General features: G+C 69.6%; 21 protein-coding genes, 1 tRNA gene and 2 pseudogenes. 15 read left to right on the top strand and 9 right to left on the bottom strand.

Going from position 1 to position 24,574, the window contains the following annotated elements; all coding sequences use genetic code 11:
• The first annotated feature begins 122 nt into the window (after window positions 1–122).
• The 3 genes from OHA77_RS30150 to OHA77_RS30140 all read left to right on the top strand — a co-directional run bounded on the left by OHA77_RS30150 (window position 123) and on the right by OHA77_RS30140 (window position 5,413).
• Window positions 123–1,223, top strand: a complete 1,101-nt coding sequence (locus tag OHA77_RS30150) for a glycoside hydrolase family 26 protein (RefSeq protein WP_406312767.1) — start codon at window positions 123–125, stop codon at window positions 1,221–1,223.
• A 213-nt stretch (window positions 1,224–1,436) separates the two neighbouring features.
• A complete protein-coding gene (locus tag OHA77_RS30145; protein WP_406312766.1) occupies window positions 1,437–4,976 on the top strand; it encodes a glycosyltransferase in 3,540 nt (1,179 codons plus the stop codon).
• 14 nt (window positions 4,977–4,990) lie between these two features.
• A complete protein-coding gene (locus OHA77_RS30140; RefSeq protein ID WP_326824813.1) occupies window positions 4,991–5,413 on the top strand; it encodes a hypothetical protein in 423 nt (140 codons plus the stop codon).
• A gap of 95 nt (window positions 5,414–5,508) precedes the next feature.
• Here the strand turns inward: OHA77_RS30140 and OHA77_RS30135 are convergent, their stop codons facing one another.
• Both OHA77_RS30135 and OHA77_RS30130 read right to left on the bottom strand, forming a co-directional pair.
• Window positions 5,509–6,540 (bottom strand): phosphotransferase family protein, encoded by a 1,032-nt coding sequence (locus OHA77_RS30135; protein WP_406312765.1) that lies wholly within the window; start codon window positions 6,538–6,540, stop codon window positions 5,509–5,511.
• A 27-nt stretch (window positions 6,541–6,567) separates the two neighbouring features.
• Window positions 6,568–8,067 (bottom strand): PLP-dependent aminotransferase family protein, encoded by a 1,500-nt coding sequence (locus OHA77_RS30130; protein ID WP_406312764.1) that lies wholly within the window; start codon window positions 8,065–8,067, stop codon window positions 6,568–6,570.
• 67 nt (window positions 8,068–8,134) lie between these two features.
• Here OHA77_RS30130 and OHA77_RS30125 point away from each other — a divergent pair, with 67 nt between their 5' ends.
• The 7 genes and pseudogenes from OHA77_RS30125 to OHA77_RS30095 form a co-directional block, all read left to right on the top strand.
• Window positions 8,135–8,779 (top strand): pyridoxamine 5'-phosphate oxidase family protein, encoded by a 645-nt coding sequence (locus OHA77_RS30125; RefSeq protein WP_406312763.1) that lies wholly within the window; start codon window positions 8,135–8,137, stop codon window positions 8,777–8,779.
• A gap of 274 nt (window positions 8,780–9,053) precedes the next feature.
• Entirely contained in the window at window positions 9,054–10,904 is a 1,851-nt protein-coding gene (locus tag OHA77_RS30120) for a serine/threonine-protein kinase (RefSeq protein ID WP_406319894.1), read from the top strand.
• A gap of 20 nt (window positions 10,905–10,924) precedes the next feature.
• The gene (locus OHA77_RS30115) at window positions 10,925–12,310 is read left to right on the top strand and encodes a hypothetical protein (RefSeq protein WP_406312762.1); all 1,386 of its coding nucleotides are present in this window, start codon (window positions 10,925–10,927) and stop codon (window positions 12,308–12,310) included.
• A gap of 58 nt (window positions 12,311–12,368) precedes the next feature.
• Window positions 12,369–13,451, top strand: a complete 1,083-nt coding sequence (locus OHA77_RS30110; RefSeq protein ID WP_406312761.1) for a DUF2510 domain-containing protein — start codon at window positions 12,369–12,371, stop codon at window positions 13,449–13,451.
• 22 nt (window positions 13,452–13,473) lie between these two features.
• On the top strand, window positions 13,474–14,076 hold the full coding sequence (gene orn / locus OHA77_RS30105; RefSeq protein ID WP_326824818.1) for an oligoribonuclease: 603 nt from the start codon (window positions 13,474–13,476) through the stop codon (window positions 14,074–14,076).
• Window positions 14,077–14,152: 76 nt separating this feature from the next.
• Window positions 14,153–14,228 (top strand) — tRNA-His (locus tag OHA77_RS30100).
• A 208-nt stretch (window positions 14,229–14,436) separates the two neighbouring features.
• Window positions 14,437–14,640: pseudogene (locus OHA77_RS30095) on the top strand (LuxR C-terminal-related transcriptional regulator); the annotation flags it as partial.
• 182 nt (window positions 14,641–14,822) lie between these two features.
• Here the strand turns inward: OHA77_RS30095 and OHA77_RS30090 are convergent.
• From OHA77_RS30090 to OHA77_RS30075, 4 genes and pseudogenes are all read right to left on the bottom strand, one after another.
• Window positions 14,823–15,130: pseudogene (locus OHA77_RS30090) on the bottom strand (recombinase family protein); the annotation flags it as partial.
• Between the two features lie 283 nt (window positions 15,131–15,413).
• Window positions 15,414–16,268 (bottom strand): haloalkane dehalogenase, encoded by an 855-nt coding sequence (locus OHA77_RS30085; RefSeq protein WP_406312760.1) that lies wholly within the window; start codon window positions 16,266–16,268, stop codon window positions 15,414–15,416.
• Window positions 16,269–16,299: 31 nt separating this feature from the next.
• Window positions 16,300–16,482, bottom strand: a complete 183-nt coding sequence (locus OHA77_RS30080; RefSeq protein ID WP_406312759.1) for a hypothetical protein — start codon at window positions 16,480–16,482, stop codon at window positions 16,300–16,302.
• A gap of 163 nt (window positions 16,483–16,645) precedes the next feature.
• The gene (locus OHA77_RS30075) at window positions 16,646–17,074 is read right to left on the bottom strand and encodes a nuclear transport factor 2 family protein (protein ID WP_406312758.1); all 429 of its coding nucleotides are present in this window, start codon (window positions 17,072–17,074) and stop codon (window positions 16,646–16,648) included.
• Between the two features lie 91 nt (window positions 17,075–17,165).
• Between OHA77_RS30075 and OHA77_RS30070 the strand changes: the two genes are divergently transcribed.
• Window positions 17,166–17,669 carry a MarR family winged helix-turn-helix transcriptional regulator gene (locus OHA77_RS30070; protein ID WP_406312757.1) on the top strand — a complete coding sequence of 168 codons (504 nt, stop codon included), beginning with the start codon at window positions 17,166–17,168 and terminating at the stop codon, window positions 17,667–17,669.
• A 291-nt stretch (window positions 17,670–17,960) separates the two neighbouring features.
• Here OHA77_RS30070 and lat read toward each other — a convergent pair whose 3' ends face one another.
• Both lat and OHA77_RS30060 read right to left on the bottom strand, forming a co-directional pair.
• Window positions 17,961–19,262, bottom strand: coding sequence for an L-lysine 6-transaminase (lat, locus tag OHA77_RS30065; RefSeq protein ID WP_326824820.1), 1,302 nt, complete (start codon window positions 19,260–19,262; stop codon window positions 17,961–17,963).
• Window positions 19,263–19,363: 101 nt separating this feature from the next.
• Window positions 19,364–19,957, bottom strand: a complete 594-nt coding sequence (locus OHA77_RS30060) for an HdeD family acid-resistance protein (RefSeq protein ID WP_406312755.1) — start codon at window positions 19,955–19,957, stop codon at window positions 19,364–19,366.
• Window positions 19,958–20,092: 135 nt separating this feature from the next.
• On the opposite strand from OHA77_RS30060, the gene OHA77_RS30055 reads away from it, so the two are divergent.
• Window positions 20,093–21,289, top strand: a complete 1,197-nt coding sequence (locus tag OHA77_RS30055; protein WP_406312754.1) for a M20 family metallopeptidase — start codon at window positions 20,093–20,095, stop codon at window positions 21,287–21,289.
• 13 nt (window positions 21,290–21,302) lie between these two features.
• On the opposite strand, the gene OHA77_RS30050 is transcribed toward OHA77_RS30055, so the two are convergent.
• Entirely contained in the window at window positions 21,303–21,977 is a 675-nt protein-coding gene (locus OHA77_RS30050; RefSeq protein WP_406312753.1) for a hemolysin III family protein, read from the bottom strand.
• 199 nt (window positions 21,978–22,176) lie between these two features.
• Between OHA77_RS30050 and OHA77_RS30045 the strand changes: the two genes are divergently transcribed.
• The 3 genes from OHA77_RS30045 (at window position 22,177) to OHA77_RS30035 (ending at window position 24,526) form a co-directional block, all read left to right on the top strand.
• Window positions 22,177–22,998, top strand: a complete 822-nt coding sequence (locus OHA77_RS30045; RefSeq protein ID WP_326824824.1) for a fused MFS/spermidine synthase — start codon at window positions 22,177–22,179, stop codon at window positions 22,996–22,998.
• A 284-nt stretch (window positions 22,999–23,282) separates the two neighbouring features.
• Entirely contained in the window at window positions 23,283–23,588 is a 306-nt protein-coding gene (locus OHA77_RS30040) for a hypothetical protein (protein WP_406312752.1), read from the top strand.
• The gene (locus OHA77_RS30035) at window positions 23,585–24,526 is read left to right on the top strand and encodes a hypothetical protein (RefSeq protein WP_406312751.1); all 942 of its coding nucleotides are present in this window, start codon (window positions 23,585–23,587) and stop codon (window positions 24,524–24,526) included. The genes OHA77_RS30040 and OHA77_RS30035 overlap by 4 nt, the downstream gene beginning before the upstream one ends.
• The last annotated feature ends 48 nt before the right edge of the window (window positions 24,527–24,574 follow it).

The following is a 24,574-nucleotide window of genomic DNA, read 5'->3' as shown; positions in this document are numbered from 1 at the left end:
TTGACCATAGCTTTTTCCAGCCATGATTCTGTAGAAAAATTAATTAAATTTCAAACAAACGGAAAGTCGCGCCTCATGCTGGTCCTAACGACTCCACCGGCACCGAACGCCTGGATGATCACATGACTACGCCAGACAAGAGACGGAACGCCCGGCATGCGGCGAGGTTCCCGACATCGCGATGGATCATCATCGGCCTGGTCATCGCTCTCGTGGCCGTGGCCGGTATCTACGCGTACACCTATGTGGGACGGCAGACCCCCGGCGCCCAGGCGCCGGTGGTGCCGGGGGGCGAGGCCACGCCCAGGTCGTGCACACCGACCGACAAACTCGTGCCGCCCTGCGGAGCTTGGTGGGGCATGCACGTGCCGACCGGTGAGAACCGCAACATGAACGCCGACGTGATCGCGATGGAGCAGAAGATCGGCCGCAAGCTCGACATCACCATCAGCTACCACGACATGTCCAACAGCGACTCCGGACGGTTCTTCCGCAGCGACGAGAACAAGATCGCTGCCGACCGTGTCCTTCTCCTGGCCTGGGAGTCGTCGATCTGGCAGGAGAACCTCGACATCACCTGGCGTGACATCGCGGCCGGGCACTACGACCAGGCGATCACCGACCAGGCGGCGCAGGTGAAGACCTACGGCAAGCCCGTCCTGGTCGGCTTCGACGGGGAGAAGGACCGCGACGAGAGTGGCCAGACCCCGGCGGAGTACGTCGCGGCCTACAAGCGCATCGTCGACGGTTTCCGGAAGGCGGGCGCGACCAACGCGCTCTGGGTCTGGGGAGTCACCGGCTACTACCCGTTCCGGGACAGGTGGAAGGCCTACTACCCGGGCGACTCCTACGTCGACTGGATCAGTTACGACCCCTACAACTTCGCGGTCTGCCGCGGCGCCCAGTGGCAGGACTTCAAGCAGACCGTGGGCCCCACCTACGAGTGGTTCCAGCAGAACGGCTTCGCCGACAAGCCCCTGATCCTCGCCGAGTACGGCACGGAGAGCCACAAGAGCGACACCTCCGCACGCGCCGACTGGTATCTCGACATCCCCGACGCGATGCGGACGATGCCCAACCTCAAGGCGATCATCCAGTGGAACAACACCGACGCGGACAGGTGCGACTTCTCGCTCACCGGTCCCGGTGTCCTGGACGCGTTCGCCAAGGCCGGCAAGGATCCCTACTTCCAGCAGCCCATGGTCCGGCAGTCGACCGGCTGAGACCCGGATCGGGCACCCGCCCGCCCACCCTCCTCGCCTGATCGGTAGAGGAGGAACACCCGGCCTGGCCGGGTCCGTTCTCCGCTGTCCGCGCCGGAGAACGGACCCGGAGACGGGCCGGTCGACATGCCGCTACTTTGAGCCCTTCCCGCCCGCACGCGGAGTAAAGTCTGGCCCAGGCATTCGCATCGACCAGACCTGGAAAGGGTGCGTGTGGAGGGCAGGAAGGCCGAAGAGGTAATCGACGAATCGATCACCCGCCCCACAGGTCGATCGGCCACCGGCCCGGCCCGGCATCCAGAAGACGCCCGGCCCGCGGCGAGCGGCGCATCCGAGGCCCCCGAGAGCGCGAGCGGAGCGTCCGGGGCCCCCGAAAGCACAGAGAGCGGAGCGTCCGAGGCCCCCGAAAGCACGGAGGAGCCCGAAGACCCGTCCGGCGGCGAGGAGGTCACCGAGGCCGCGGCTCCCGGCGTCCCCCAGGAGTTCACCGGCACGGAGGACACCGAGGACATCGAGGACACCAGGGACTTCAGGATTCCCGCGTCATGGCGGACCCTGGAGGAAGCCGAGGACTCCCTCGCCCGGCCGACACCGATCACCCGGCCCCTCAGTCCGGAGGGGCCGGAGGGGCCGGAGGGGCCGGAGGGGCCGGAGGGGCCGGAGGGGCCGGAGGGGCCGGAGCAGTTGGAGCAGCCGGAGCTCGACGCTTCAGCGGAGTCCGGAGCCGACGGTCCGGAACGGGCCGAGACCGACGGCGCGGGGGCCGTCGCAGGCGCCGAGAACACCGGTGCGGGCACCGCGCCGACGGCCGGAACCGCCCCGGAGACGACGGCGGACGAGACCGTACGGGAGATCGGGACCGCCCCGGAGGAGCCGGACGCGGACACCGGCCCGGAGGAGCCGGACGCGGACACCAAGGAAGTGGTGCTCGCCCTGCCGATCGCCAAGGAGGTCTCCTCCGTCACCACCTGGCGCATCCCGGACCAGGACGAGGAGACTCCCGCGGCGGAGACCGCTCTCCCGTCCCTGTCGGTCGTCATCGTCAGCGGCTCTCCCGACGCACGCCCCCGCCTCTCCGCCACGGTCGAGGCCCTCCGTGCCCAGCAGCCGGCTCCGGAGGAGATCGTGCTGGCCGTCGTCGACTGTCCCGAACTGGTCGCCTGGGCCGGGAGCACTCTCGACGACGTCGTGGTCGTACACGGCGCGGAGGTCACCGGCGTCGCCTCGGCGCGCAACCTGAGTCTGGCGAACGTGCACGGCGACGTGGTCGCGTTTCTCGACGACTGCTCCTCCCCCGAGCCCGGCTGGTCCGCGTCCCTGCTGTCCGCCTACGTCGACGACGACGTGACAGGAGTGCGCGGCCGTCTCGCGGTGCGGTGGAGTACCGGCAAACCCGACTGGTTCCCCATCCAGCTGGCTTGGGTGCTGGGAGTGCCGTACACCGGCGCATCGGTCGAGGCGGGCCCGATCGACGACCTGTACGGCGGGGCCATGTCGTTCCGCCGGGAGGCGCTGGCCGAGGCGGGGGGCTTCCCCGAAGAGCCCGAAGCCGTGCCCGGCGACGCCATGGCCGAACCCTCGGGCGGGGCCGCGAACGAGCTCCGTACCCGGCTGCGCGAGCTGAGACCTGACGCGAAGCTGCTCCAGCAGCCCTCGGCGGTCGTACGGCTGGACGTGCCCGCGCGGCGGGCCCGGCTCTCCTCCTTCCTGGCCCGATGCGTGGCCGAGGGGCGGTCACAGGCCGGCGTGCCGCGGCGGACCAGCGGACGGGAAGGGCTGTCGGCCCGTCTCACCCCGCTCAGGAGGGGACTGCCCAGGGCCGTCTTCCGGGCCGTGACCTTCACCGGACCCGCCGACGTGAAGGGCTGGAAGGCCCTGCTGGTCATGCTCGCCGGTCTGATGGCGCTCGGCCTCGGCTACGCGACCGGACGGCTGCGCACGACGCGGACCGAAGGGACGGCCCGGCAGGCGTCCGTCGTGACGTGGTTCCTCGCCCGCACGGCGCTGCCGGCCGCCGCCGTGCTCTGGGGACTCTCGCTGCGCCAGGTCAACCTGGGCGGGATGACCGACCTGGGACTGCTCACCGTCCTGCCCGCCACATTCTGGATCGCGATCGTCGTCATGGTGGTCGGGTTCGTCGCCCTGCTCGGCGACCGGCGGGCCCTCGAACTCTGGCACGCGGGTTACGCCCTCGTGCTCATCGCCGTACTGCACGCGACCCCCGCGCTGCTCTACCCGTCCCTCCGCTACTCGTGGGCCTGGAAGCACGTCTCGGTCATCGACTACCTGATCCGGCACGGCGCGACCGACCCCGAGATCAGCCCGCTGTCCGCCTACCACCAGTGGCCGGGGTTCTTCTCGTTCTTCTCCCTGATGACCGAGATGACCGGCCTGGACGACTCACTGAGCATCGCCGTCTGGGGTCCGGCCGCCTTCAACGCCGCGATGCTGCTGCCGCTGCTGCTGCTCTTCCGGACGGTGACCCGCAACCGCCAGCTCGTCTGGGGCGCGGTGTGGGTCTACTTCTCCTGTTCCTGGGTCGGCCAGGACTACTTCTCCCCGCAGGCCACCACGCTGGTGCTCTACCTGACCGTGCTCGCGGTCGTGGTGCGGCGCTTCCGGCGGGGGCCGATCAGGGCGGGCGACGATCCGCGGGGCCTGGCCGCGGAGCCGCCCCCCGTCTCCGGGAGGTTCACCCGCCTGGTCTGGACGTGCCTGCTGATCGTCCCGATCGTCGCCATCGCCTCGTCCCACCAGCTCACGCCGCTGGTGCTGACGGCCGGGCTCTTCGCCCTGTTCCTGATCCGCCGCCATCGCAACCTGGGCATCCTGCTCGTCACCGGTATCGCCGTGGTGACGTGGGACATGGTGGCCGCCTGGCAGTTGCTGGAGAGCAGGTTCAGCGACATCATCGAGTCGCTCGGCGACGCGGGCGGCAACCTGGACGACGGCTTCATCACCCTCGGCGCGGCCTCCCCGGGCCAGGTGATCGTCGCCTACGCCGACCGTGCCCTCTCCGGCGGGCTGTGGTTGCTCGCCATCGCCGGTGCCTTCGTGCGCCGCGACTGGCTCAGGCGTCCGGGCCTGCCACTGCTCATGATCGGGCTGAGCCCGCTGCTGTTCCTCGCCGCGGGGAGCTACGGCGGCGAGATCATCTTCCGTGTCTACCTGTTCACCCTGCCGCTCACGGCGTTCCTGGCCGCGGCCCTCTTCCTGCCCTCCCGCCGGGTCTGGGTCCGCGCCCTGGTCCTGCCCCTGGTCTTCCTGCTCATGGTCACGGGCTTCTTCTTCGGCAACTACGGCAAGGAGCAGACCAACTACTTCACCGCGGACGAGGTCCGGCTCGTCCAGCAGCTCTACCGCGTGGCGCCGACCGGCTCGGTGATCGTGGCACCGACGTTCTTCCTTCCTGGAGCGTACGACTACTACGAGCGCTACGACCACGCCTGGCTGGACGAGCTGCCGCCGTCGCGCACCGCCGTACGCGGTCTGCCGAAGTTCGTTCCCACCCTGCCGGAACTGATCAAGAACCCGCTGCCGTCGTTGATCAACCTCATGTCGGTGGTGCCGCCGGGCGGGAAGTCGTACCTGGTGATCAACCGGGTGCAGAAGATCGCCACCGAGACCACGGGCATCTTCCCCAAGGGGACGATCGACCGGCTGAGCCGCGAGGTCGCCGCGTCGGCCCGTTTCAAGGTGCTGACCCGCAACCCGGGCGGCACCGTCTACGAACTCATCCCGAAGACCCCGTGAGCTCCGAGGACATCATGAGCAGATCACGCTGGCCGCTGCTGCTGCCGCTCGCCGTCTCCGGATGGCTCACACTGCTGGTCACGCAGGGCGTGGAGGCCGGCCCGCTGCGCATCACCGTTTCGGTGGTCTTCCTGCTCACCTGCCCGGGTGCCGCCCTGCTGGCCCTGGTACGTCCGCTGCTGGACCGGCGCGACCATACGGGGGACGCCATGGAGAGCCTGGCGCTCACGGTGGCGCTCAGCGTCTCCACCGGCATCATCGTGAGCGAGGCGTTCTTCATGAGCGGCACGTTCACGATGCGCGCCGCGGTGACGGCACTGGCCGCCGTCACCTCGGCCGCGGCCCTGGGCGCGCTGTTCACCGGGTGGCTCGCCCGGCGCAGCCCCACCGGACGCCGCGCGCGTAAGGAGCCGGCCGACGCACCGGGCGCCGTCTGACCCCGTCGATCATCGCCGCTCGGGCGAGCCGGCCGGTGGATTCCCGGGGTTCCGAGCCGTCCGGGGCTCCCCCGGGATCTCCGGTGTCTGCTCCCTCACCGCTCGTCCAGCGCCCGGTGTGCCCTCTCGATCAGGGTCGGCACGGAGGCGCCGATCTCCTCGAAGCCCTCGCCGACGGTCTTGCCCTGGGTGAACCGGGCGTGGATGCCCTCCACGATGACCGCGAGCTTGAAGTTGCCGAACGCCAGGTAGAAGTCCAGGTCGGCCAGATCGGCCCCGGAGACCTGCGCGTAGTGGGCGGCGAACTCCTTGGCGGTGAGGAAGCCCGGGGTCAGCGTGATGTCACCCGCCACCGGGATGGAGGCGCGCTCGATGTCGTCCGGGTCCTGCCAGTAGGTCAGGGTGAGGCCGAGGTCCGCGACCGGATTTCCGAGGGTCGACATCTCCCAGTCGACCACCGCGCGGATCTCGGGAACGGCGCCCGGTGCCAGCCGTACCAGTGTGTTGTCGAGGCGGTAGTCGCCGTGCACGAGAGCGGCCGGGGAGCTGTCGGGCAGCCGCCGTCGCAGCCGGTCGGCGAGCCGGTCGTACTCGGGGAGTTCACGGGGGCTGGAACGTGTCCACTGCTGACCCCACCGTTCGAGCTGACGGGCCATGTAGCCGTCGGGGCGGCCGAAGTCGCCCAGGCCGACCGCGTCGTAGTCCACCGCGTGGATGGCCGCCAGCACCTCGGCGAGCCGTTCCGACAGCGCCCTGGCCTGGTCCGGCGACAGCTCCGCGTCCTCACGGTTGCGTACGGCCTCGCCTTCGACGTGGCCCATCAAGTAGAAGGGCGCTCCGATCACGTCCTCGTCGGTGCAGAGTGCGACCGGCTCCGGCACCGGCACCGCCGTCTCGGCCAGCGCCGAGATGACCCGCCACTCCCGGCGCATGTCGTGCGCCGTGGGCAGGACATGACCGAGCGGGGGGCGGCGCAGCACCAGCGGGCGGCTCGGCGTTTCGATCCGGTAGGTCAGGTTGGACCGGCCACCGGAGATGAGGGCGATCCCGGTGGGCTCCCCCACCTCGGCGACGTTGGCGGCCATCCAGGCGACGAGGCGGGACCAGTCGATACCAGGCGTACTCATAGCCCACTATTAGAACGCCACTCGGCTTTAGTTGGCCAGCCGGGAGCCGATCAGATCGGCGATCACCGTGATCCCGCGCCGGACGTCGGCCAGCGAGGCGGAGCCGTACCCGATCACCAGCCCGTGCCGGCGCACCTCGCCGTGATGGTGCCGGGCCGTCGAGTCCAGCAGCACACCGCGCTCCGCCGCCTCCGTGAGGAGGGACGGGATGATTCCGGCCGGGAGCTCGATCATGACGTGCAGTCCTGCGGTGTCGCCCATCACCCTGGGGCCGAGGACGTCCACGATGGCGGCGCGGCGGCGGGCGTACTCCAGCCGCATGCGGCGCAGGTGCCGGTCCAGGTCCCCGCCCTCCAGCATGACGGCCACCGCCTGCTGGGCCGGCCCGCTGGTGCGGTCGCTCAGCCGCGCACGGGTCGCGGCGACGGCGGCGAGCAGGTCCGGCGGGGCGACCAGCCAGCCGACACCGATGTCGGGGGCGAGCGACTTGGAGAGCGTGCCGAGCAGGACCACCCGGCCCGGGTCGAGGCCGTGCAGGGCGGGCAGCGGAGCGACGTCGTAGCGGAACTCGGCGTCGTAGTCGTCCTCCACGATGATCGCGCCGGTACGGCGGGCCCAGTCGAGAAGGCGTTCTCTGCGCGGGACGGGCAGACGCCCTCCCAGCGGGTACTGGTGGGCGGGCGTGGTGTAGAGGACGCGCAGGCCGTCGGGGAGCCGGTCGACGACGACACCGTCCTCGTCGACCGGGCAGGGCACGATCTCGGCGCCCCGCGCGGCGAAGACGTGCCTGGCGACGCGGTAGCCGGGGTCCTCCACGCCCGCCCGGTGCCCGGGGCGGAGGAGCGTGGCGGCGACGAGGTCGAGACCGTTGCCGGTGCCCCGGGTGACCATGATGTTCTCCGGCCCGACGGCGATCGCCCGGGTCCTGCGCAGGTGTACGGCCAGGGCCTCACGGAGGGCCGGGAGACCGTAAGGGTCCGGGCTGTCTCCCGGTGGCAGGTCGGCCGCCCTCCGCCACGCCCTGCGCCAGGCCGCCTGGTCGTAGTCGCGGACCCACGGTTGCCCGGGCCGCAGGTCGACCGGCTGCCCGCCGCGCCCGCCGGCCGCGGGCGCCCCGGCGGGACCGTCCGGTCGCCCTGGGCGGACGCCCTCACCCCGCCGGCCGGAAGAGGACAGGCCCGGTAGGGCGGAGCCGTCGGCCGGGCCGGGGCCGGAGGCGGTGTCCCCGGAACCGGGAGGACGGGGAGCCGCGGACGGGGTGTGGATGACCAGGTCCGCCACGTAGGTGCCGGAGCCGTGGCGGCCGTCGAGCCAGCCCTCGGCGTAGAGCTGCTGGTACGCCTCGGTGACGACGGTGCGGCTGATGGACAGCTGGCGGGCGAGGGCGCGGGTGGAGGGCAGGCGTTCGCCGGATTTGAGGGTGCCGTCACGCATGGCGGTGCGGAGCCGGTCGCCGAGCTGGACCGTGAGGGCCATGGGAGCCGCACGGTCCACCGATACGGGCAGGTCAACAGGGATGCGTGGCAAAGTGGTCTCCTGGAAGCAGGAAGAAGTGGATGTGTTCTCGATATCCACTTCTTCCTAGGGTAGAGCCATGCTCTCCATGACTTCCCGCACCACGCTCAACCGCTCCAAGAACCGGGGCCGGACCGATCGCGAAGATCTGTACGCGGTGCTCGACGCCGGCCTGATCTGCCACCTGGGTGTCGTGGTCGACGGATCCCCGAGGGTCGTCCCCACCGGCTACGGCCGGATCGGCGACACCCTCTACCTGCACGGATCCACCGGCGCCAGCTCTCTGCGGGACAGCGGCGACGTCTGCGTCACGGTGACCCACCTGGACGGCGTCGTGCTGGCCCGCTCGGTATTCAACCACTCGCTCAACTACCGCTCGGCCATGATCTACGGCCGGCCCCGTCGCGTCGAGGAGGAGGGAGAGCACCTGGCCGGCCTGCGTGCGATCACCGAGCAACTCGCCCCGGGCCAGTGGAACACCGCCCGCCTGCCGAGCAGGAAGGAGCTCGCGGCGACCGCCGTGCTCGCCCTCTCCCTTGCCGAGGCGTCGGTGAAGGTGCGGCAGGGCCCGCCGCTCGACGACGAGGAGGACTACGCGCTGCCGGTCTGGGCCGGGGTGCTGCCGCTCCACTCGTCCTGGGGGACTCCGCAGGCCGACCCCGCCATGACCGTGGACCTGGAGGTCCCTGGGCACATCGCGTCCCGAACCATGACCCTCGGCTGACGTTTTCCCGGTGTGGGCGCCGGAGACTCCGGCCCTACACCGACTCAAGGGACAAAGCTCGCAAAACCGTACATATGATGACAATTCCCCTGGTATGAGACCGTTTACAGAATGATGAGCAAAAGTTGATTGGCCGTCGCTAAGCTACGGTCCGTCTGTTATGGGTGGGGGCCCAGACCTAGGAGACCGTATGTACGGCATGCCATCAGCCTGGCGAGTCCCTGGATACACCGAGATTCGCGAGTTGGGCGCAGGAGCCGCCGGGCGCGTGGTGATGGCACGGCACGACGCCGATGACATCCTGGTAGCGATCAAGTACCTGTCCGACGAGCTCAGGAACGACGTCGGCTTCGTCGCGCGCTTCCGGCACGAGGCACGGGTGCTCAACACACTCGACAGCCCGCACGCCGTCCGGCTCTACGACTACGTCGAGGCCGGCGAGGGCGCGGCCATCGTCATGGAACTGGTGGACGGCGTCGCCCTGCGCACGCTCCTGCGGTCGGAGGGACCGACCGGCCCCGAGGCGGCGCTGCTCGTGCTCAAGGGCGCCCTGCTCGGCCTGGCGACGGCGCACACGGCCGGCATCGTGCACCGCGACTTCAAACCAGAGAACGTGATGGTCGAGGCCGACGGCACGAGCAGGCTCGTCGACTTCGGCATCGCGGTCCGCTCGGGTGACGGGGACACTCCCGCGGGCACGCCGCCCTACATGGCCCCCGAGCAGTGGGCGGGCGCCCCGGCCGGACCGTCCACCGATGTCTACGCCGCGACCGTCGTGTTCTTCGAGTGCCTGACGGGCACCAGGCCGTTCCGCGCGACGAACCTCGCCGCGCTGGCCCGGCAGCACCAGGCCACGCCGCCGCCGGTCGAGGAGGTGCCGCCGGCCCTGCAAGGCCTGGTGGAGCGGGGCCTGGCCAAACATCCGGCCGACCGGCCGCCGACCGCCACCGCCTTCCTCACCGAACTGGAGGCGGTCGCCGCCGACGCCTACGGGCCGGAGTGGCAGGAGCGGGGCCGCCGCCGTCTGGCCGGGCTCGTCGCGATCCTGGCGTCGCTGCTTCCACTGGAGATCCACGAGCCCGAGTCCAGCACCTCGCTGGCCCAGACGGATCTCGGCGGACACGATGCCACGTCGACGTCCGGCGGTGGTCGCGCCACGCACGCATCCGGCAGGACGTCGGTGCTCCGCAAGAGCAGCACCAAGTTCCTGATCGCCCTCGGCTGCGTCGCGGTGATCAGCGGGGTGAGCGCGGTGCTGGTCAACACCGGCGACAGCACCGTGATCCGGACGCAGGGCGTGGCCGGCACCCCGAGCGCGTCCCCCTCGGAGCCGGTGGAGTCGGTCTTCTCGACCGACGAGCCCGACGAGCTCACGCAGGAACCGACTGCGGAGACCACACCCTCGCCGACCACGAGCCCCTCCGCCGGCCCGCCGGCCGTACCCAGCGGCGAGCCGACCTCGGCACCCACCTCCTCACCGACGGCCACCGGGAAACCGACGAAGAAGCCAGCAAAGAAGCCGACGAAGAAGCCGTCCTCACCGACCTCGTCGGCGGAGGAGAGCTCTCCTTCCGACACCGTGAACGCCACTCCGTCCAGGCGCCCGTCGACGCGGCCGACCCCCACCCCGACGGCCGGCCCCACGCGGACCGCGCAGCCCACGGCACAGCCGACAACACGGCCTACGACACGGCCTCCGACACCGCAGCCGACGGACACCGGCTCCCCCTCGGCGTCGACCAGCCCGACGAGCAACCCCACCCCCTCGGACTCGGAGGGCGGAGGGAATTCCAACACGCCCTCACGCTCGGCGGACAGGGAGAACCCCGACACCCCCGCACGCTCGGCGAGCGTGGGGAATTCCGACACCGCCTCGCGCTCGGCGGACAAGGAAAACCCCGACACCCCCTCGCGCTCGGAAGGCAGGGGGAACTCCCACACCCCCGCGCACTCAGCGGACAGGGAAAACCCCGGTGACGAGGGATCGTCGGCACCGGCCCGTACGTCCCGCGTCGAGACGCTTCCCTCGGCGGTCCTGCTCCTGGGACTGGTGACGGGCGGTGCCGTTCCGTTCACACTGACGGTGAAGGGCGGGGTGGCCGGACGCCACCGAAGGCGGCTTTAGACGGCGGAACGGGCGCGACGATGAACAACGACCCAGGAGGCTTAGCCGGATTCCGGCTCACCCACCGGACCAGGACGGACGAGCTGGGCACCTGGTCGTCGGCGGTCGCGGCCGATGGGCGGCCGGGCAGCGCCCTCAACTTCGACCCACGGCTGGTCGCCGATCCGGCGACGCGTGAACGCCTGGTCGCGGCCGTGGTCTCCGACCGCCGGTTGGCCCAGGGCGGCGTGACCGGGCTGGTCCCGGTCGCCGACCTGGTCGCCGCCCAGGGCGAGGTCTGGCTGCTCACCACCGAACCGGTCAGCCCCGCGGTGACCGATCTGCTGTCGCGGACGCCCGGCGTTCCCCGGCCCGACGCGGGCAGCGCGGCCACCGTCCTGGCGGAGGTCGCGCAGACGCTGCTGGCCGTACACGCCGCCGGGCTCGCCCACGGTGCGCTCCACCCCGGCACCGTGGTGATCGCTCCGGACGGGTCCGCGCTGCTCGCCGAACGGGGCCTGGCCGATGCGATACACGGGCGACCCCCGGCTCCGGAGCGTGACGTCGCGGCCTGGGCCTCGCTCGCCCGGGGCCTGGCGGCGAGCTGGAGCGCCGCCTCACCGGGAGCGGCCGGGCTGTTCGACCGGGCGGCGTCGACGGCATCCACCCATGGGCTCGCCGCGGCCCGTGACGTCCTGCTCGCCGGAGGCGACCTGCTGCCGCCGGGGTTCGCCACCCGGGACAGGCTGGTGGAGACCATCCACCGGTGGTCCTCGGACGGCCTGCGGACCGGGGGCGGACAGCTCGCCCCGGCGCCGCCGGTCCCGGCCGCTCCGGACGAGGGTGACATCGTCACGCTGCTGCACCCGCCGAAGAGCGGCGACGACGTGGTCATGCGGTTCGGCCCCGGCGTCCCGGTGGAGTCCACGGCCGTGCGGCTCTGGCGGGCCGGCCGGGACTCCCCGCTGACCGAGCCCCCCTCCGGGAGGCTCCGGGTGCCGGCTGCCCGGGCCAGGCGACGGCGTCGCCGTACGGCTCTGTCCTCGGCGATCCTCGCGCTGATGGTCGTGGCCGCCCTACTGGCCTGGCTGCTCCGTTCCTCGCCGGCCCCGCTGGAGGTGACGGCGATGAAGGTGATCGCACCGAAGAAGACCCAGGGATGCGGCACGGCCGTCAGGATCAGGGGCGTGCTCACCACCAACGGCTCGGCCGGGGAGATCCACTACCAGTGGAAACGGAGCGATCGCAAGGAGGCGATCAAGCAGACGGACACCGTGGCGGCCGGGAAGTCCTCGCACGAGGTGGTCCTCCTGTGGTCGGCCAAGGGCGAGGGAAGTTTCACGGCAACGGCCACGTTACGGGTGCTCTCTCCGTTGCCCAAGGGGAAGAAGCTCCAGGACAGAGCGACTTTCACCTTCAAATGCTGATAGATGACCATCAAGGTCAATAATGCACAGCAAACCGGTTCTTACTACTCTGGCGGCCATGACCACGCAGACCCCCTCCGGGTGGTATCCCGACCCCTACGGTTCACCCCAGTTGCGATGGTGGGACGGCAACCAGTGGACCGATGCCACCCACCCGGCGGACGTGACTGCCGAGCAGGCCCTACCTCAGGCTCAGCAGACCGGGCCGTCACCTCAGCCCGCGCCCCCGCCCGCAGGAGCCCCCGGTGCCACCGGGCCGTGGAGCCGGCCCGTTCCCCCGGGAACGGGCCCGCACTGGGCCGCCGGCCCGCCCAGCGGGGCGACGATGCAGATGCCCGCCGAGGGGTACGGCCTCCCCACCGGCCCCCCGCCCGGCAAGAACAGCCCATGGCCGTGGATCCTGGGCGGCGGCGCGGCGGTGGTCGTGATCGTCGGGATCGTGATCGCCGCGATGTTCCTGATCGATCCCGACGGCAGGCCGGTCGCGAGCGACCCCAGCCCCGTCCCGACGGTGACCACGCAGGATCCGACCTTCGAACCGACCCCCGAGCCGTCGGACCCGCCGTCCGACGAGCCGGACAGCCGCACCACCGACCTGCCCCAGCCGCAGGGCGGGCGCCTGAAGGACCCGGTGACCGGCCTGTCCTTCGCGTTCCCCGGTCCCCCCTGGAAGGTTCCGCCCGGGATCGGCGGCGGTGTGCTCGACTTCACCTGGTCCAGCGCGGCCGTGGCGGTCTCCCAGGAGGACTACGACGGCCAGGGCAACGACTGGGTCGGCAACATCTTCGCCGGAGAGCTCCCCGACAGGTTCGGCTACAACGGGGTCGCCACCATGCAGAAGACCGCCGCCTCGCTGCTGCTCGCGACCGAGGAGAACTTCTACAGCCCCGGGCACGGGCGGAAGGTCGTGAGGAACAAGGCCGTCAAGGTGAGCGGCAAGGACGCCTGGGTGCTCATGTTCGATCTGGACTTCTCCAAGGAGTCCGCGGCCAAAAACTGGAAGTGGAAGAAGGAACGGGGCGCCTTCGTGATCGTGGACCGGGGAGAGGGCGCACGTCCGGCACTGGTTTACGTGTCCGTGCCCGACAATCTGGACGTCTCGGTGGCCAATCGAGTCGTCGACTCGCTCAAGCTCTCCTGAAGGGAGGACTACCCTGAAGGCTATGAGTGACCTGCTGGTCTGGATCGACTGTGAGATGACCGGGCTCGACCTCGGCCGCGACGCGCTCGTCGAGGTGGCCTGCGTGGTCACCGACGGCGAGCTGAACCAGCTCGACAAGGGTGTGGACGTGGTCATCAAGCCACCGCCCGAGGCGCTGGAGCAGATGTCGGAGGTGGTCAGGGAGATGCACACCGCCTCCGGGCTGCTCGACGTGCTGGGCGGCGGCGTCACGCTGGCCGAGGCCGAGACCCTCGTGCTCGACTACATCAGAAGCCACATCCGGGAGCCGAAGAAGGCACCGCTGTGCGGCAACTCCATCTCCACCGACCGGTCGTTCATCTCGCGTGACATGCCGGCCGTGGACACGTTCCTGCACTACCGGATGATCGACGTGTCCTCGGTGAAGGAACTCGCCCGCCGGTGGTATCCACGGGTCTACTTCGCCTCGCCCGAGAAGCAGGGCGGCCACCGGGCGCTGGCCGACATCGTCGAGAGCATCCGCGAGCTGCGCTACTACCGCGCGGCGGTCTTCGTGGCCCAGCCGGGGCCCGACTCGGCCACCGCCCGTGAACTGGCCGAGGGCGTCTCCACCCCGGCGTCCTGAGACCACGCCGAAAACCGAGTACGAACCGACTCCCGGAAACCGCTATACTTTTCCATGTGCTGCTGCGGCGGACATGGTGGGCGTAGCTCAGTTGGCAGAGCGCTAGGTTGTGATCCTAGATGCCGGGGGTTCAAGTCCCCTCGCTCACCCCAGAAGAGGGGCCGGTCCTACGGGACCGGCCCTTCTGTTTTCTCATCACTTCCGACTTATCCACCAAAAGTGGATATTGCGAGTTATGCTCGCTGCTATCGCTACGCCGTAAGTCCGGGGGTTTCGGCGACCTGACTGTGTTGCAGCCACGGAGGCCGGATGAGAGTCGACAACGCCCCCTTCGACGCGGAGCCCAGGGTCGAGACGGTCCTGAGCAGGCGGGAGGCCGAGGTCATGGAGCTGATCGCCACTGGCCGCTCCAACGGGCAGATCGCCCAGCACCTGTTCCTCAGCGAGAAGACCGTGAAGAACCACGTGAACCGGATCTACGCCAAACTCGGCGTGGACTCCCGGGTCGACGCGATCGGACTCTGGCAGCGCCGGGCCGACCGTGAGGACCCTTCGCGGCTCTGAAGCCGGCCGGTGGCTTCGAGCGTCTCCCCTCCGGCCAGGAGAAACGGCCTGACCTGGGTGCCGGTGGCCGTCCCCTCGGCCGCCAGGACGGCCCCACTGCCCCTTGGAGGCCCTCCACTCGGGTCGGCGCCATCAGGGGCAAAGTAGCTGCGGATAAGCGTGGCTACGGATTGTGATCGGACTCAGCCTGTGCCATTCGCGGGGCTTGTGGCTCGCAGGTAGCTGTAGGCGTTTCGCGGCTGATGCCGAACTCCTTGGCCAGCGCGGATTTGCGCTCACCGGCGGCGGCGCGCTCCCGCAACCGGCGGGCCTGGTCGGGGTGAGGGCGGGTTTACGGCCGGTGTAGACGCCGCGCTGCTTGGCCGCGGCGCTGCCCTCCTTCTGGCGCTCCAGGATCATGGGCGCGTTCGAACTCGGCGAACGCGCCCATGACCGACAGCAGCAGAGTGGCCATCGGCGAGTCCTCGCCGGTGAAGGCGAGCACGGGCTTGCACGGTGACTCCAACTCGGTGAACTGGACGACCCGCCCCCAGTGGCCATCTCGGCCTTGTTCCGGGTATGCCTGCGTTGCTCAACGGGAAGCCATTGGGTGTTCGGTCTGGGAGGGGCCGTCTCTCGATCGGGGCAGTCGGAATGAGGTTGCCGGGCAGGCAGACGTCCTGGTGGTCCTGGAACTCCTCACAACTCGGTGAGCCGCCCGGCTTGAACAGGTGTTCGGCACGCGGGTAGGGGTATGGCGCGTGTCCTGCCCGGTGCTTGGGTGGCGGGGCGGCCTATCGGAGGTTCTGCTGGTCCAACCAGGTGGAGATCGCTGCGGCGATCGTTTCTGGCTGGTCTTCGGAGGCGTGGTGACCGGCTGGGCCGCAGTGTTCGATCCGGAGGCCGGCGATGTTGTCCTTGCACCAGGCGGCGAGTTCCGGGGTGATGAGCAAGGTCGGTGAGGAGTCGAAGGTAAGCAGGAGTTTGGGGACGTCCTGGCTGTCGGCCAGCCAGGCGCCGTAGGCGTCGATCCGGGCGGTCACGTCGGCGGGGTCACCGTCGATCGGCAGCGAGCGGGTCCAGTTCAGCAGCGGACGACGGCTTTCTCGGCTGGGGTACGGCGCTCGGTAGAGGTCGAGTTCCTCGTCGCTGAGCGGGTTCAGCACACCCCCGGTGTAGGCGGTGTCGATGAGGAAGTGTGAATCGAGCACCAGGGGCTCGCCCTCGGTGGTGCGCAGCTTCGCGGTATGGGCGCGTGCCTGCTCGGAGAGTTCGTTCGAGGCGATCGGACGCACGATCGTCTCGAAGAAGACGAGACTGCGCACCCGATCGGGGTACCGGGCCGCCCAGTCGAAGGCGAACGAGCCGCCCCAGTCGTGGCCGACGAGCACGACCTCGTCCAGACCGAGCGCGTCGAAGAACGCCTCGAGGTAGCGGGCGTGGTCGGCGAACCGGTAGTCGCTGACGGGCTTGCCCGAGCGGCCCATGCCGATCAGGTCGGGGGCGATCACCCGTCCCGCTCCGACCAGGGGCAGCACCTTGCGCCACATGTGTGAGGAGGAGGGATTGCCGTGCAGGAAGACGACGGTGGCTCCGCTGCCGTGGTCTTCGTAGTGAATCGTCGAGTCGAGAACGTCGATCGTGGGCATGAGGTGGATTCCTTGTGTGAGATGAGGGGTTTCAGGCGCCGGCTGGCACGGCGTTGGCCCTGCCCAGGGCAATGCTCAGGACGCGGCCGTCGCGTAGGAGACCCGTGGCGGTCACCTCGGTGATGCGCTCGGCCACCGATGTTTCGCCGAACTTCGTGGCACCGCCGACCCGGTGGATGAGCTCAGCACGGTCGATGGTCCCGCCGTGGACCACGGGTCAACGTGAGGGGCACCCACTGGGGAGCATTCGACCTGGTTGTGAGGTCGCTATTGAACTGTCGAAGTTTCTTCCTGCCGGTGGCCGGGGGCAGGGGCCAGGTGGAGCCGCATGACGACAAGGTCGCCTGCTCCCCGGCGTGTCCCCGGCCTCCCGGAGGTCAGTTCTCGCGGATCCAGGCGGGCGTGATCCGCTGCTCACGGAATCGCCAGCCCGCCGACGTCCGCACCACGGTGCCCGCCATTCGCAGGCCGCCTGTGAAGTGGGGTGCTTGGCCGTCGCGGTAGTAGTACACGAGCGAATACGCCGAAGCAGCCGCCTGATCGCCGTCGACGTCCACCAGCAGGTCAGTGGTGATGTGCTGGGCTTGCTGCCCCTCGACCTCACTCTGTCGCATAAAGCCGACGACCTTGTCGATGCCGCGGAGTTCGCCCCCGCGCGGCGAGTGCACCGCCACATCTTCGGTGAAGACGGTGCCTGCATCCTCCCATCGCTTCTCGTCGAGCAGCCGCGCGAAGCGGGCGAACAGGTCGGCGATCTCGATGCGGTCGGCGATCAGAGTATCCGTGGACATGGCGCCCTCTTTCATTCGCTGTTTTAACGTTTATCTCTCTAACGTTTATGTCATGAACGAATCTATATCGTTAGTCGGACTAACGCAACAGGGTAGGATCAGCGTCATGAGCAGCAGAGCCGAAGCCGCGGACATGCCGCACGACGGCGAGACGAAGACGCCGGACAGACTGCGCCGACGGGCCAGTCGCCTGCTGTCAGGCATGACCGCACAGTCGGACCGGCTGATGAACGAGGGGCTGACCCGGGTCGACGCCCGCAAGTGGCACTACGCCGTGCTCGCCTCATTGCAGGAGCACGGCCCGGGCAGCCAGGCGACGCTGAGCCGACGCACCGGCATCTACCGCAGCGACATGGTCGGCGTCCTCAACGAACTGGCCGCGCGCGGCCTCGTCGAGCGGATGCCGGATCCCGACGACCGCCGCCGCAACGTCATCACGATCACCGCCCAGGGCCGCCGGCACCTGCGCCGCCTCGACAAGGTCCTGGACGACCTCCACGACGAGTTGCTCGCCCCGCTGGCCCCTGCCGAACGCGACCAGTTCGTGCAGCTGCTCACCCGCCTGTTGGACCACCACACCCAGCAGACACCACACCCCCCAATCTCCTGACACGAAACCGACCCTCGGCCACGCGCGCGGCAGCTCCTGCCCATCCAGCGTCCAGCAGTCGAGGAGGTCTTCCAGTTCCCACTCGCGCCGCATCTCGGCACCCTTCCTCTGATGCACCCCGAAGGCCAGAAGAACGATGATTCGTAGTCATACGGCTACCGAACGATATCTGCGAGTCGCGATAGTCGCGTATCGAATTTTTAACGTAACTCTCAGTTGCTTTTCCCCTGGTGGCGTCAACCCGAGCGGTGGGCCCTGGATCCGGCCGCCCGCTCTGGAGAAAACACGGCGTCAGGCGGAGATCCGCAGATCCCGGGAGGCCTCCAGGGCACGGCCGATGGCGTCCGCGCCCTCCTGCAACTCCTCGGAGGTGACCGAGAGCGCGGGGCGCAGCCGTACCGACCGCTCGCCGCAGGGCAGCACGAGCACGCCCTCGTCGTGCATGAGCCGGGCCACCACGCGGTCGCGTTCGACCGGATCCGCCAGGTCGAACGCGCACATGAAGCCACGCCCCCGGGCGTTCTGCACCGTTTCCGGGAACCGGGCCTGGATCTCCAGCAGCGCGGTGAGCAGCTCGTGACCGAGCTTCCGGGCACGCGGGATCAGGCCGTCGCGCTCCACGATCTCCATGATCCGCCGGGAACGGACCATGTCGACCAGCCCGCCGCCCCAGGTGGAGTTGATCCGGCCGCTGATCTGGAACACGTTGTCGGCGATCAGGTCCACCCTCCGGCCCGCCATGATCCCGCCGACCTGCACCTTCTTCGCGAAGGCCACGACATCCGGGCGGAGGCCGAGCTGCTGGTAGGCCCAGGGGGTGCCCGTGGTCCCGGCGCCGGTCTGCACCTCGTCCATGACGAACAGCGCGTCGTGCTCGTGACAGAGCGCCTCCATGGCCTGCAGGAACTCGGCACGCATGTGGTTGTCGCCCCCCTCCCCCTGGATGGGCTCGGCGATGAAGCAGGCGATGTCGTGCGGATGGCGCTCGAAGGCCGCTCTCGCCTGGGCCAGCGCCCGCTCCTCGGCCGCCTCGACGTCGCCGAAGTGGATGGCCGGCACCTCGATCCGCGGCCAGCCGAACGTCGGGAAACGGTCGGTCTTGACCGGGTCGGTGTTGGTCAGTGAGAGGGTGTAGCCGCTGCGGCCGTGGAAGGCACGAGTGAGGTGGAGCACCTTGGTGCCGAGCTCCGGGGAACGGCCGTGCGCCTCGTTGTGCCGGCTCTTCCAGTCGAAGGCGCACTTCAGCGCGTTCTCGACGGCCAGCGCGCCGCCCTCCACGAAGAACAGGTGCGGCAGCTCGGGGTCGCCGAGGACCCGGCTGAACGTCTCGACGAAGTCGGCGAGGTGGGCGGTGTAGAGGTCGGAGTTGGCAGGCTTGTTCGCGGCGACCCGGCCGAGCACGGCCAGGAAGTCAGGCTCGTCGTCGAACGGGTTCACGCCGAGCGGCGCCGACGCGAAGAAGGTGTAGAAGTCCAGGTAGCTCCGGCCGGTGCGGGAGTCGACGAGCCGGGAACCCCGGCTCCGTTCGAGGTCCAGCACCAGCCGGTAGCCGTCGACGAGTAGGTGACGGGTAAGGCGGCCGTGCACGTCCATGTCCCCTCCACAGTGAGTCGGACAGATGATTCCCCGCCGATGAGGCATCTATATGGAGACATTACGCATGCAGTCTTATTCTTGTGAAGATTCTTCGGCATTTACCCGATGTGCGGAACGGTGCCCGACCCTCCGGGCCTGCGGGAGCCCAGCGCCTTGACCCGGAAGGCCAGCACCACCAGGGCGACGCCGTACACGATGGCCATGGTGGCGATGAGCCAGACGACGGCCAGCGCGCCCGAGGCGGGCCAGACGAACAGCAGGATGCCGAACAGCACCGACAGCACGCCGCTGACGATGAACATCCACTCTCCCGTCATCTCCTTGCGGAGCCTGATCGCCGCCACGATCTCGACGATGCCGGTGACGACGGCCCAGCTCGCGATGACGAAGAGCAGGGCGAGCGCGGTCATGCCCGGCCAGACGAAGGCCAGAATGCCGGCCAGGACGCTGAGGACACCGTAGACGATCATCCATGTCCGCGAAGCCGAGCGCCCCGAGCCGAAGATCGCGAACACGCCGTTGAGAATGGCGTAGGCGCCGAAGACGATGACCAGGGCAAGGACCGTGATGGCCGGCCAGAAGACGGCCAGCAGACCGAACAGGATGGCGCACCCCCCGCGGACCAGATGCACCCACCAGGTACGGGACAGCCTCTCCCTCGCGATCTCCCCCGTGCGAGGCACCTCTTCCATGCGCCCTCCCCTCCGTCACGCGCCTTTCCGATGTGGTCGATTCCTTTCCAGAAGATCGCCAACACGAGACCGCAATTCGGTCAAATCAGGGTTATTGTCGGCCTTAGGTTGCATATCCCTCCATAAGGAGCTTTCGTGTCCCTCCGCGAATCCGCTGCCGACATGCGGGACGAGCTGGTCCGTCTCCGCCACGCACTGCATCGTCAGCCCGAACTCGGTCTCGACCTGCCACGGACCCAGGAGAAGGTGCTGACCGCGCTGTCGGACCTCCCCCTTGAGGTACGGCTCGGCGAGCGGCTGAGCTCGGTCACCGCCGTGCTGCGGGGGGCACGGCCGGGCCCGACCGTGCTGCTCCGAGGCGACATGGACGCCCTGCCGGTCGCCGAGCGCGGCGGGGAGGTCGTCTCACAGGTGGACGGCCGGATGCACGCGTGCGGCCACGACCTGCACACCACCATGCTGGCCGGAGCCGCGCATCTGCTGGCGGCCGGACGTGACCGGCTCGCCGGGAACGTGATCTTCATGTTCCAGCCGGGCGAGGAGGGGCCGGGCGGCGCGAAGATCATGATCGACGAGGGCGTGCTGGACGCGGCGGGCGAGCGCCCGGTCGCGGCCTACGCCCTGCACGTGATCAGCTCGGTGCTCCCCCAGGGAATGTTCGTCACCAGGGGCGGCCCGATGATGGCCGCCGCCGACCGGCTCGTGGTGACCGTGCGCGGCGCGGGCGGCCACGGCTCGACCCCGCACCTCGCCAAGGACCCGATCCCCGCCGCATGCGAGATGGTCACCGCGCTGCAGGCCATGGTCACGCGGGGGTTCGACGTGTTCGACCCGGTGGTCGTCACCGTCGGCAGCTTCCACGCGGGCACCGTCGACAACGTGATCCCGGACGAGGCCCGGTTCGAGGCGACGATCCGGTCGTTCTCGGCGACCTCCCACGCTCTCGTCCAGGAGCGGGCGGTAGCCCTGGTCAGGGGTATCGCGGCGGCCCACGGGCTGGACGTGGACGCCGACTACACGGTGAACTACCCGGTCACCGTCAACGACGGCGCCGAGGCCGACTTCGTCGGCGGAGTCGTCCGCGAGGCGTACGGCGAGGAGCGGTTCGTCACGGCTCCCCAGCCGTTCACCGGTTCGGAGGACTTCTCGTTCGTCTGCGACCAGGTGCCGTCGGCCTTCGTGGCGCTCGGCGCGTGCCCGGCGGACACGGATCCCGCCAAGGCCGCCTACAACCACTCCGCCGAGGCGCGGTTCGACGACGCCGTGCTGCCGGACGGCGCCGCGCTCTATGCGGAGCTCGCGACGCGCCGCCTCGGGCTCGCGGCGAGCTGACCCGTCCGGGACGCTACGCCGCCGCGTAGACCACCAGGGACACCGCGACGTACTGGGCCACGTAGGCGGCCACGGTGAGGGCGTGGAAGACCTCGTGGAAGCCGAACCAGCGGGGCGAGGGGTCGGGGCGGCGCAGGCCGTACACGACCCCGCCGGCCGTGTAGAGCAGCCCGCCCACGAAGATCAGGGCCACCGCCGCCACCCCGGCGCCCTCCAGCAGCTGGGGCAGCACGAAGACGGCCGTCCAGCCGAGGCCGATGTAGAGCGCGGTGGACAGCCAGCGGGGGGCACCGATCCACAGCACCCGGAACAGCACCCCGGCGACCGCGCCGCCCCAGATCACGCCGAGGACCACCGCCCTGGCCGGTCCGGACAGGGCGAGCATCGCGAAGGGGGTGTAGGTGCCCGCGATGATCAGGTAGATGTTGGCGTGGTCCAGGCGTCGCAGCACCTCCCCGGCACGCGGGGAGAGCGTGCCCCGATGGTAGGTGGCCGAGATGCCGAAGAGCAGGCCCGAGCTGATCGCGTAGATCACGGCGGCGAGCCGCGCCTGCAGGGTGGGCCCCAGGGCGACCAGGACGAACCCGGCGACGAGCGCGACGGGCAGGGTCCCGGCGTGCAGCCAGCCACGGAGGCGGGGCTTGATCGACTCTGGGAGTGTGAAACTCTCCGGGGAGGTCGTGGTCATGAACCTACGCTAGCGTAACTTACGCCAGCGTAGGTAGTGATCTGCCCTACAGCCGCCGGCGATGACGGCGAGCACGACAGAGGCGAGTACGAGGACCGCTCGACTACGCATACGGTTTCTCCCTGGGACATCCCCCAGCGTTACCCATCCAAGGGAAGAGGAATCAACGGTGATGGTCAGGCGGGAACCACCGAGGCCGATGCCAGGCCGCTATCCGGTGACCTTCGGGGAGGTCGACCTGCTGGGCGATCTCGACCGGCCCTCCGGCTGGGTGATCTCCAAGGACGGGGTGCCCCAGTCCTACGTCGACCTGGACGACCCCACCTATCTCGACTTCGAGTACGTCCAGCTGATGGCCCTCGTGATCGACCTTCTCGACGAGGGCCCGCTGGACGCCGTGCACATCGGGGGCTGCGGCTGCACCCTCCCCCGCTACGTGGCGGCGACCCGCCCCGGGTCGCGGCAGATCGTCGCCGAGCCGGACGGGGGGCTCGTCCAGCTCGTCAGGGACCAGCTCCGGCTGAAGTCGGTCGCCCGGCTCAAGGTCAAGATCCTCGACGGCCGTACGGCCACCGCCGCGCTCCAGGACGCCTCGGCCGATCTGGTGGTGCTGGACGCCTTCAGTGGCGCCACGATGCCGCTGGACCTGGCCACCACCGAGTACATGGGCGAGGTCGCCCGCGTCCTGCGCCCGGCCGGGACACTGCTGGTCAACGTCGCCGACGGCAAGGGGCTGGCCTTCGCCCGCCGGGTGCTCGCCACGGTCGGCGCCACCTTCCCCCACATGGCACTGCTCGCCGACCCCGGCGTCATGCGGGGCCGCCGCTTCGGCAACCTGATCGTCGCCGCCTCCCGCACCGGCCTTCCCCTCCCGGGCCTGACCCGCCGGGCCGCCGGTGGCCTCGCCCAGGCCCGGTGCGTGTACGGCGAGGACCTGACCAGGTTCGTCGCCGGCGCCCTCCCGCTCAACGACGGCACCCCCGTCCTCGTCCCCGTGCCGCCTCCGGGGGTGTTCGGCTGAGGAGCCGCACCCCGGCCCCATAGGCCGTACCGCCGGAATCCCGCGCGCGAAAGATCCCCCGCTCTCCGCCACCGGGTGGCCCCGTCGATATATTCTAGATATTTCCTACTTGCAATGAATGATATTCCTGACACGCCGGGTACCGCCGACGTGCCATGTCCACGGTTCACCGTGCGGGGGTGCACATGTCCGAGGCTCCGTCCTATGGTTTCCCAGGCGTGTCCGGAGGGAGATCCGCCGGGTGGCAGAGGCCACCCGCCGAGCTGGCGATGTCTCCGGACGACATGAAGTCGTCCATCACGAAGGCGTTCGACACCGAGAGCACCGACCTCACCGGCGCGCTCATCAAGAGGGTGAACGAACTGATCGCGGTGGGTGACTTCTGGGGCGGCGACGAGGCGGGCATGAAGTTCTACCACGGCGATGCCGACGTGCCCGGCTACGCGGCGGCGGCCGAAGCGGTCATGACCGAGGCGAGCGCCGTCTCGTCCTTCTACACCGGTGTCGCGGCCCGCCTTCACACCATGGGGAGAAACGTGGAGGACGCCGACTGGGCGAGCATGGCCGAGATGCCCAGGATCCTCCAGTGAGGCTCAACCGCTCGGCGCTGTTCCCGCTGGGAGCGGCGGGCATGATGGCGATCGTCCTCAACGACATCTACCAGCGGTGGCCGGAGGGCGATCCGGACGGGGCACGCCAGGCCGCCGCCGTCTGGAGGTCGATCGGCACACTGGTGGCGACATCCCAGGAAGACATGGAATCGCAGGCCATGCGCGTGTGGCGGGACAACCCCGGCGAGGGCAGCGATGCGTTCCGCGCCTTCTGGTCGGGCGGCCTCTTCAGTCCCCTGCCCTCCGGTGCCCAGGGTCCGACGGCCCGTTTCTCCTTCCCCGACTACGCCGAGGCGGTCACCGCCCACTGCGAGCGCACCGCCGAGGGATGCGAGGAGTACGCCGAGGGGGTGGAGGCCACCCAGCACGCGCTCACGGTCATCGCGGCGACCGAGATCGCACAGCTGACGTTCGCCGGAGCCTGGCCGCTGGTGGGCGGCCCCGGCACCGCCGCCATCAAATGGGCGGCGGACAAACTGCGCAGGCAGTACCAGATCGAGTATCTGATGATGCTCTTCCAGAGATACGTCGCGAAGATCGTTCGGGAGAAGCTGGCGAACTACGCCGCCGGAAGCGCCTTCTTCGCCCTCGCCGACACCACCATCTCGATCGGCACCAAGGCGGCGTTCGGCGACGGTCCCGGATCGTTCCAGGACAACGCCGCGATGACCATGAAGGACTTCGCCGCCTGCCTGGTCTTCTTCGGCGTCTGGGACCTCACCAGGGTCGGCCCGCTGGGGAAGGCGCTCGACAACGACGCGGGCAACTTCGCCTCCTTCTACATAGGCTCGAACTCCTACACCGTGGCGTACAACGCGATGGACGGGAAGAGCGGAACGGACCTGTTGCCCACGTTGAAACAGCTGATGGCCAAGGCCGCGGTCGGCACCATGCAGGGGGCCAAGACGCCGGGGTGAGCCGCACCGTGCAGGAGAACGGGACACCGGGCGGGGCTCGCCGGACGG

Source organism: Streptosporangium sp. NBC_01639, from assembly GCF_045209755.1.
In the GTDB taxonomy this organism is placed as follows: Bacteria; Actinomycetota; Actinomycetes; order Streptosporangiales; family Streptosporangiaceae; genus Streptosporangium.
The sequence above is the reverse complement of the archived record's forward strand: the minus strand, read 5'-3'. Positions and strand labels throughout refer to the sequence as shown.

Coding starts and splice junctions, on each gene's coding strand:
- OHA77_RS30110 (WP_406312761.1), top strand. CDS start 12,369: ATGACCACGCAGACCCCCTCCGGGTGGTATCCCGACCCCTACGGTTCA.
- OHA77_RS30040 (WP_406312752.1), top strand. CDS start 23,283: ATGAAGTCGTCCATCACGAAGGCGTTCGACACCGAGAGCACCGACCTC.
- OHA77_RS30045 (WP_326824824.1), top strand. CDS start 22,177: ATGCCAGGCCGCTATCCGGTGACCTTCGGGGAGGTCGACCTGCTGGGC.
- OHA77_RS30150 (WP_406312767.1), top strand. CDS start 123: ATGACTACGCCAGACAAGAGACGGAACGCCCGGCATGCGGCGAGGTTC.
- OHA77_RS30070 (WP_406312757.1), top strand. CDS start 17,166: ATGAGCAGCAGAGCCGAAGCCGCGGACATGCCGCACGACGGCGAGACG.
- OHA77_RS30120 (WP_406319894.1), top strand. CDS start 9,054: ATGGCACGGCACGACGCCGATGACATCCTGGTAGCGATCAAGTACCTG.
- lat (WP_326824820.1), bottom strand. CDS start 19,262: ATGGACGTGCACGGCCGCCTTACCCGTCACCTACTCGTCGACGGCTAC.
- OHA77_RS30085 (WP_406312760.1), bottom strand. CDS start 16,268: ATGCCCACGATCGACGTTCTCGACTCGACGATTCACTACGAAGACCAC.
- OHA77_RS30050 (WP_406312753.1), bottom strand. CDS start 21,977: ATGACCACGACCTCCCCGGAGAGTTTCACACTCCCAGAGTCGATCAAG.
- OHA77_RS30125 (WP_406312763.1), top strand. CDS start 8,135: ATGCTCTCCATGACTTCCCGCACCACGCTCAACCGCTCCAAGAACCGG.
- OHA77_RS30140 (WP_326824813.1), top strand. CDS start 4,991: ATGAGCAGATCACGCTGGCCGCTGCTGCTGCCGCTCGCCGTCTCCGGA.
- OHA77_RS30135 (WP_406312765.1), bottom strand. CDS start 6,540: ATGAGTACGCCTGGTATCGACTGGTCCCGCCTCGTCGCCTGGATGGCC.
- OHA77_RS30075 (WP_406312758.1), bottom strand. CDS start 17,074: ATGAAAGAGGGCGCCATGTCCACGGATACTCTGATCGCCGACCGCATC.
- OHA77_RS30115 (WP_406312762.1), top strand. CDS start 10,925: ATGAACAACGACCCAGGAGGCTTAGCCGGATTCCGGCTCACCCACCGG.
- orn (WP_326824818.1), top strand. CDS start 13,474: ATGAGTGACCTGCTGGTCTGGATCGACTGTGAGATGACCGGGCTCGAC.
- OHA77_RS30060 (WP_406312755.1), bottom strand. CDS start 19,957: ATGGAAGAGGTGCCTCGCACGGGGGAGATCGCGAGGGAGAGGCTGTCC.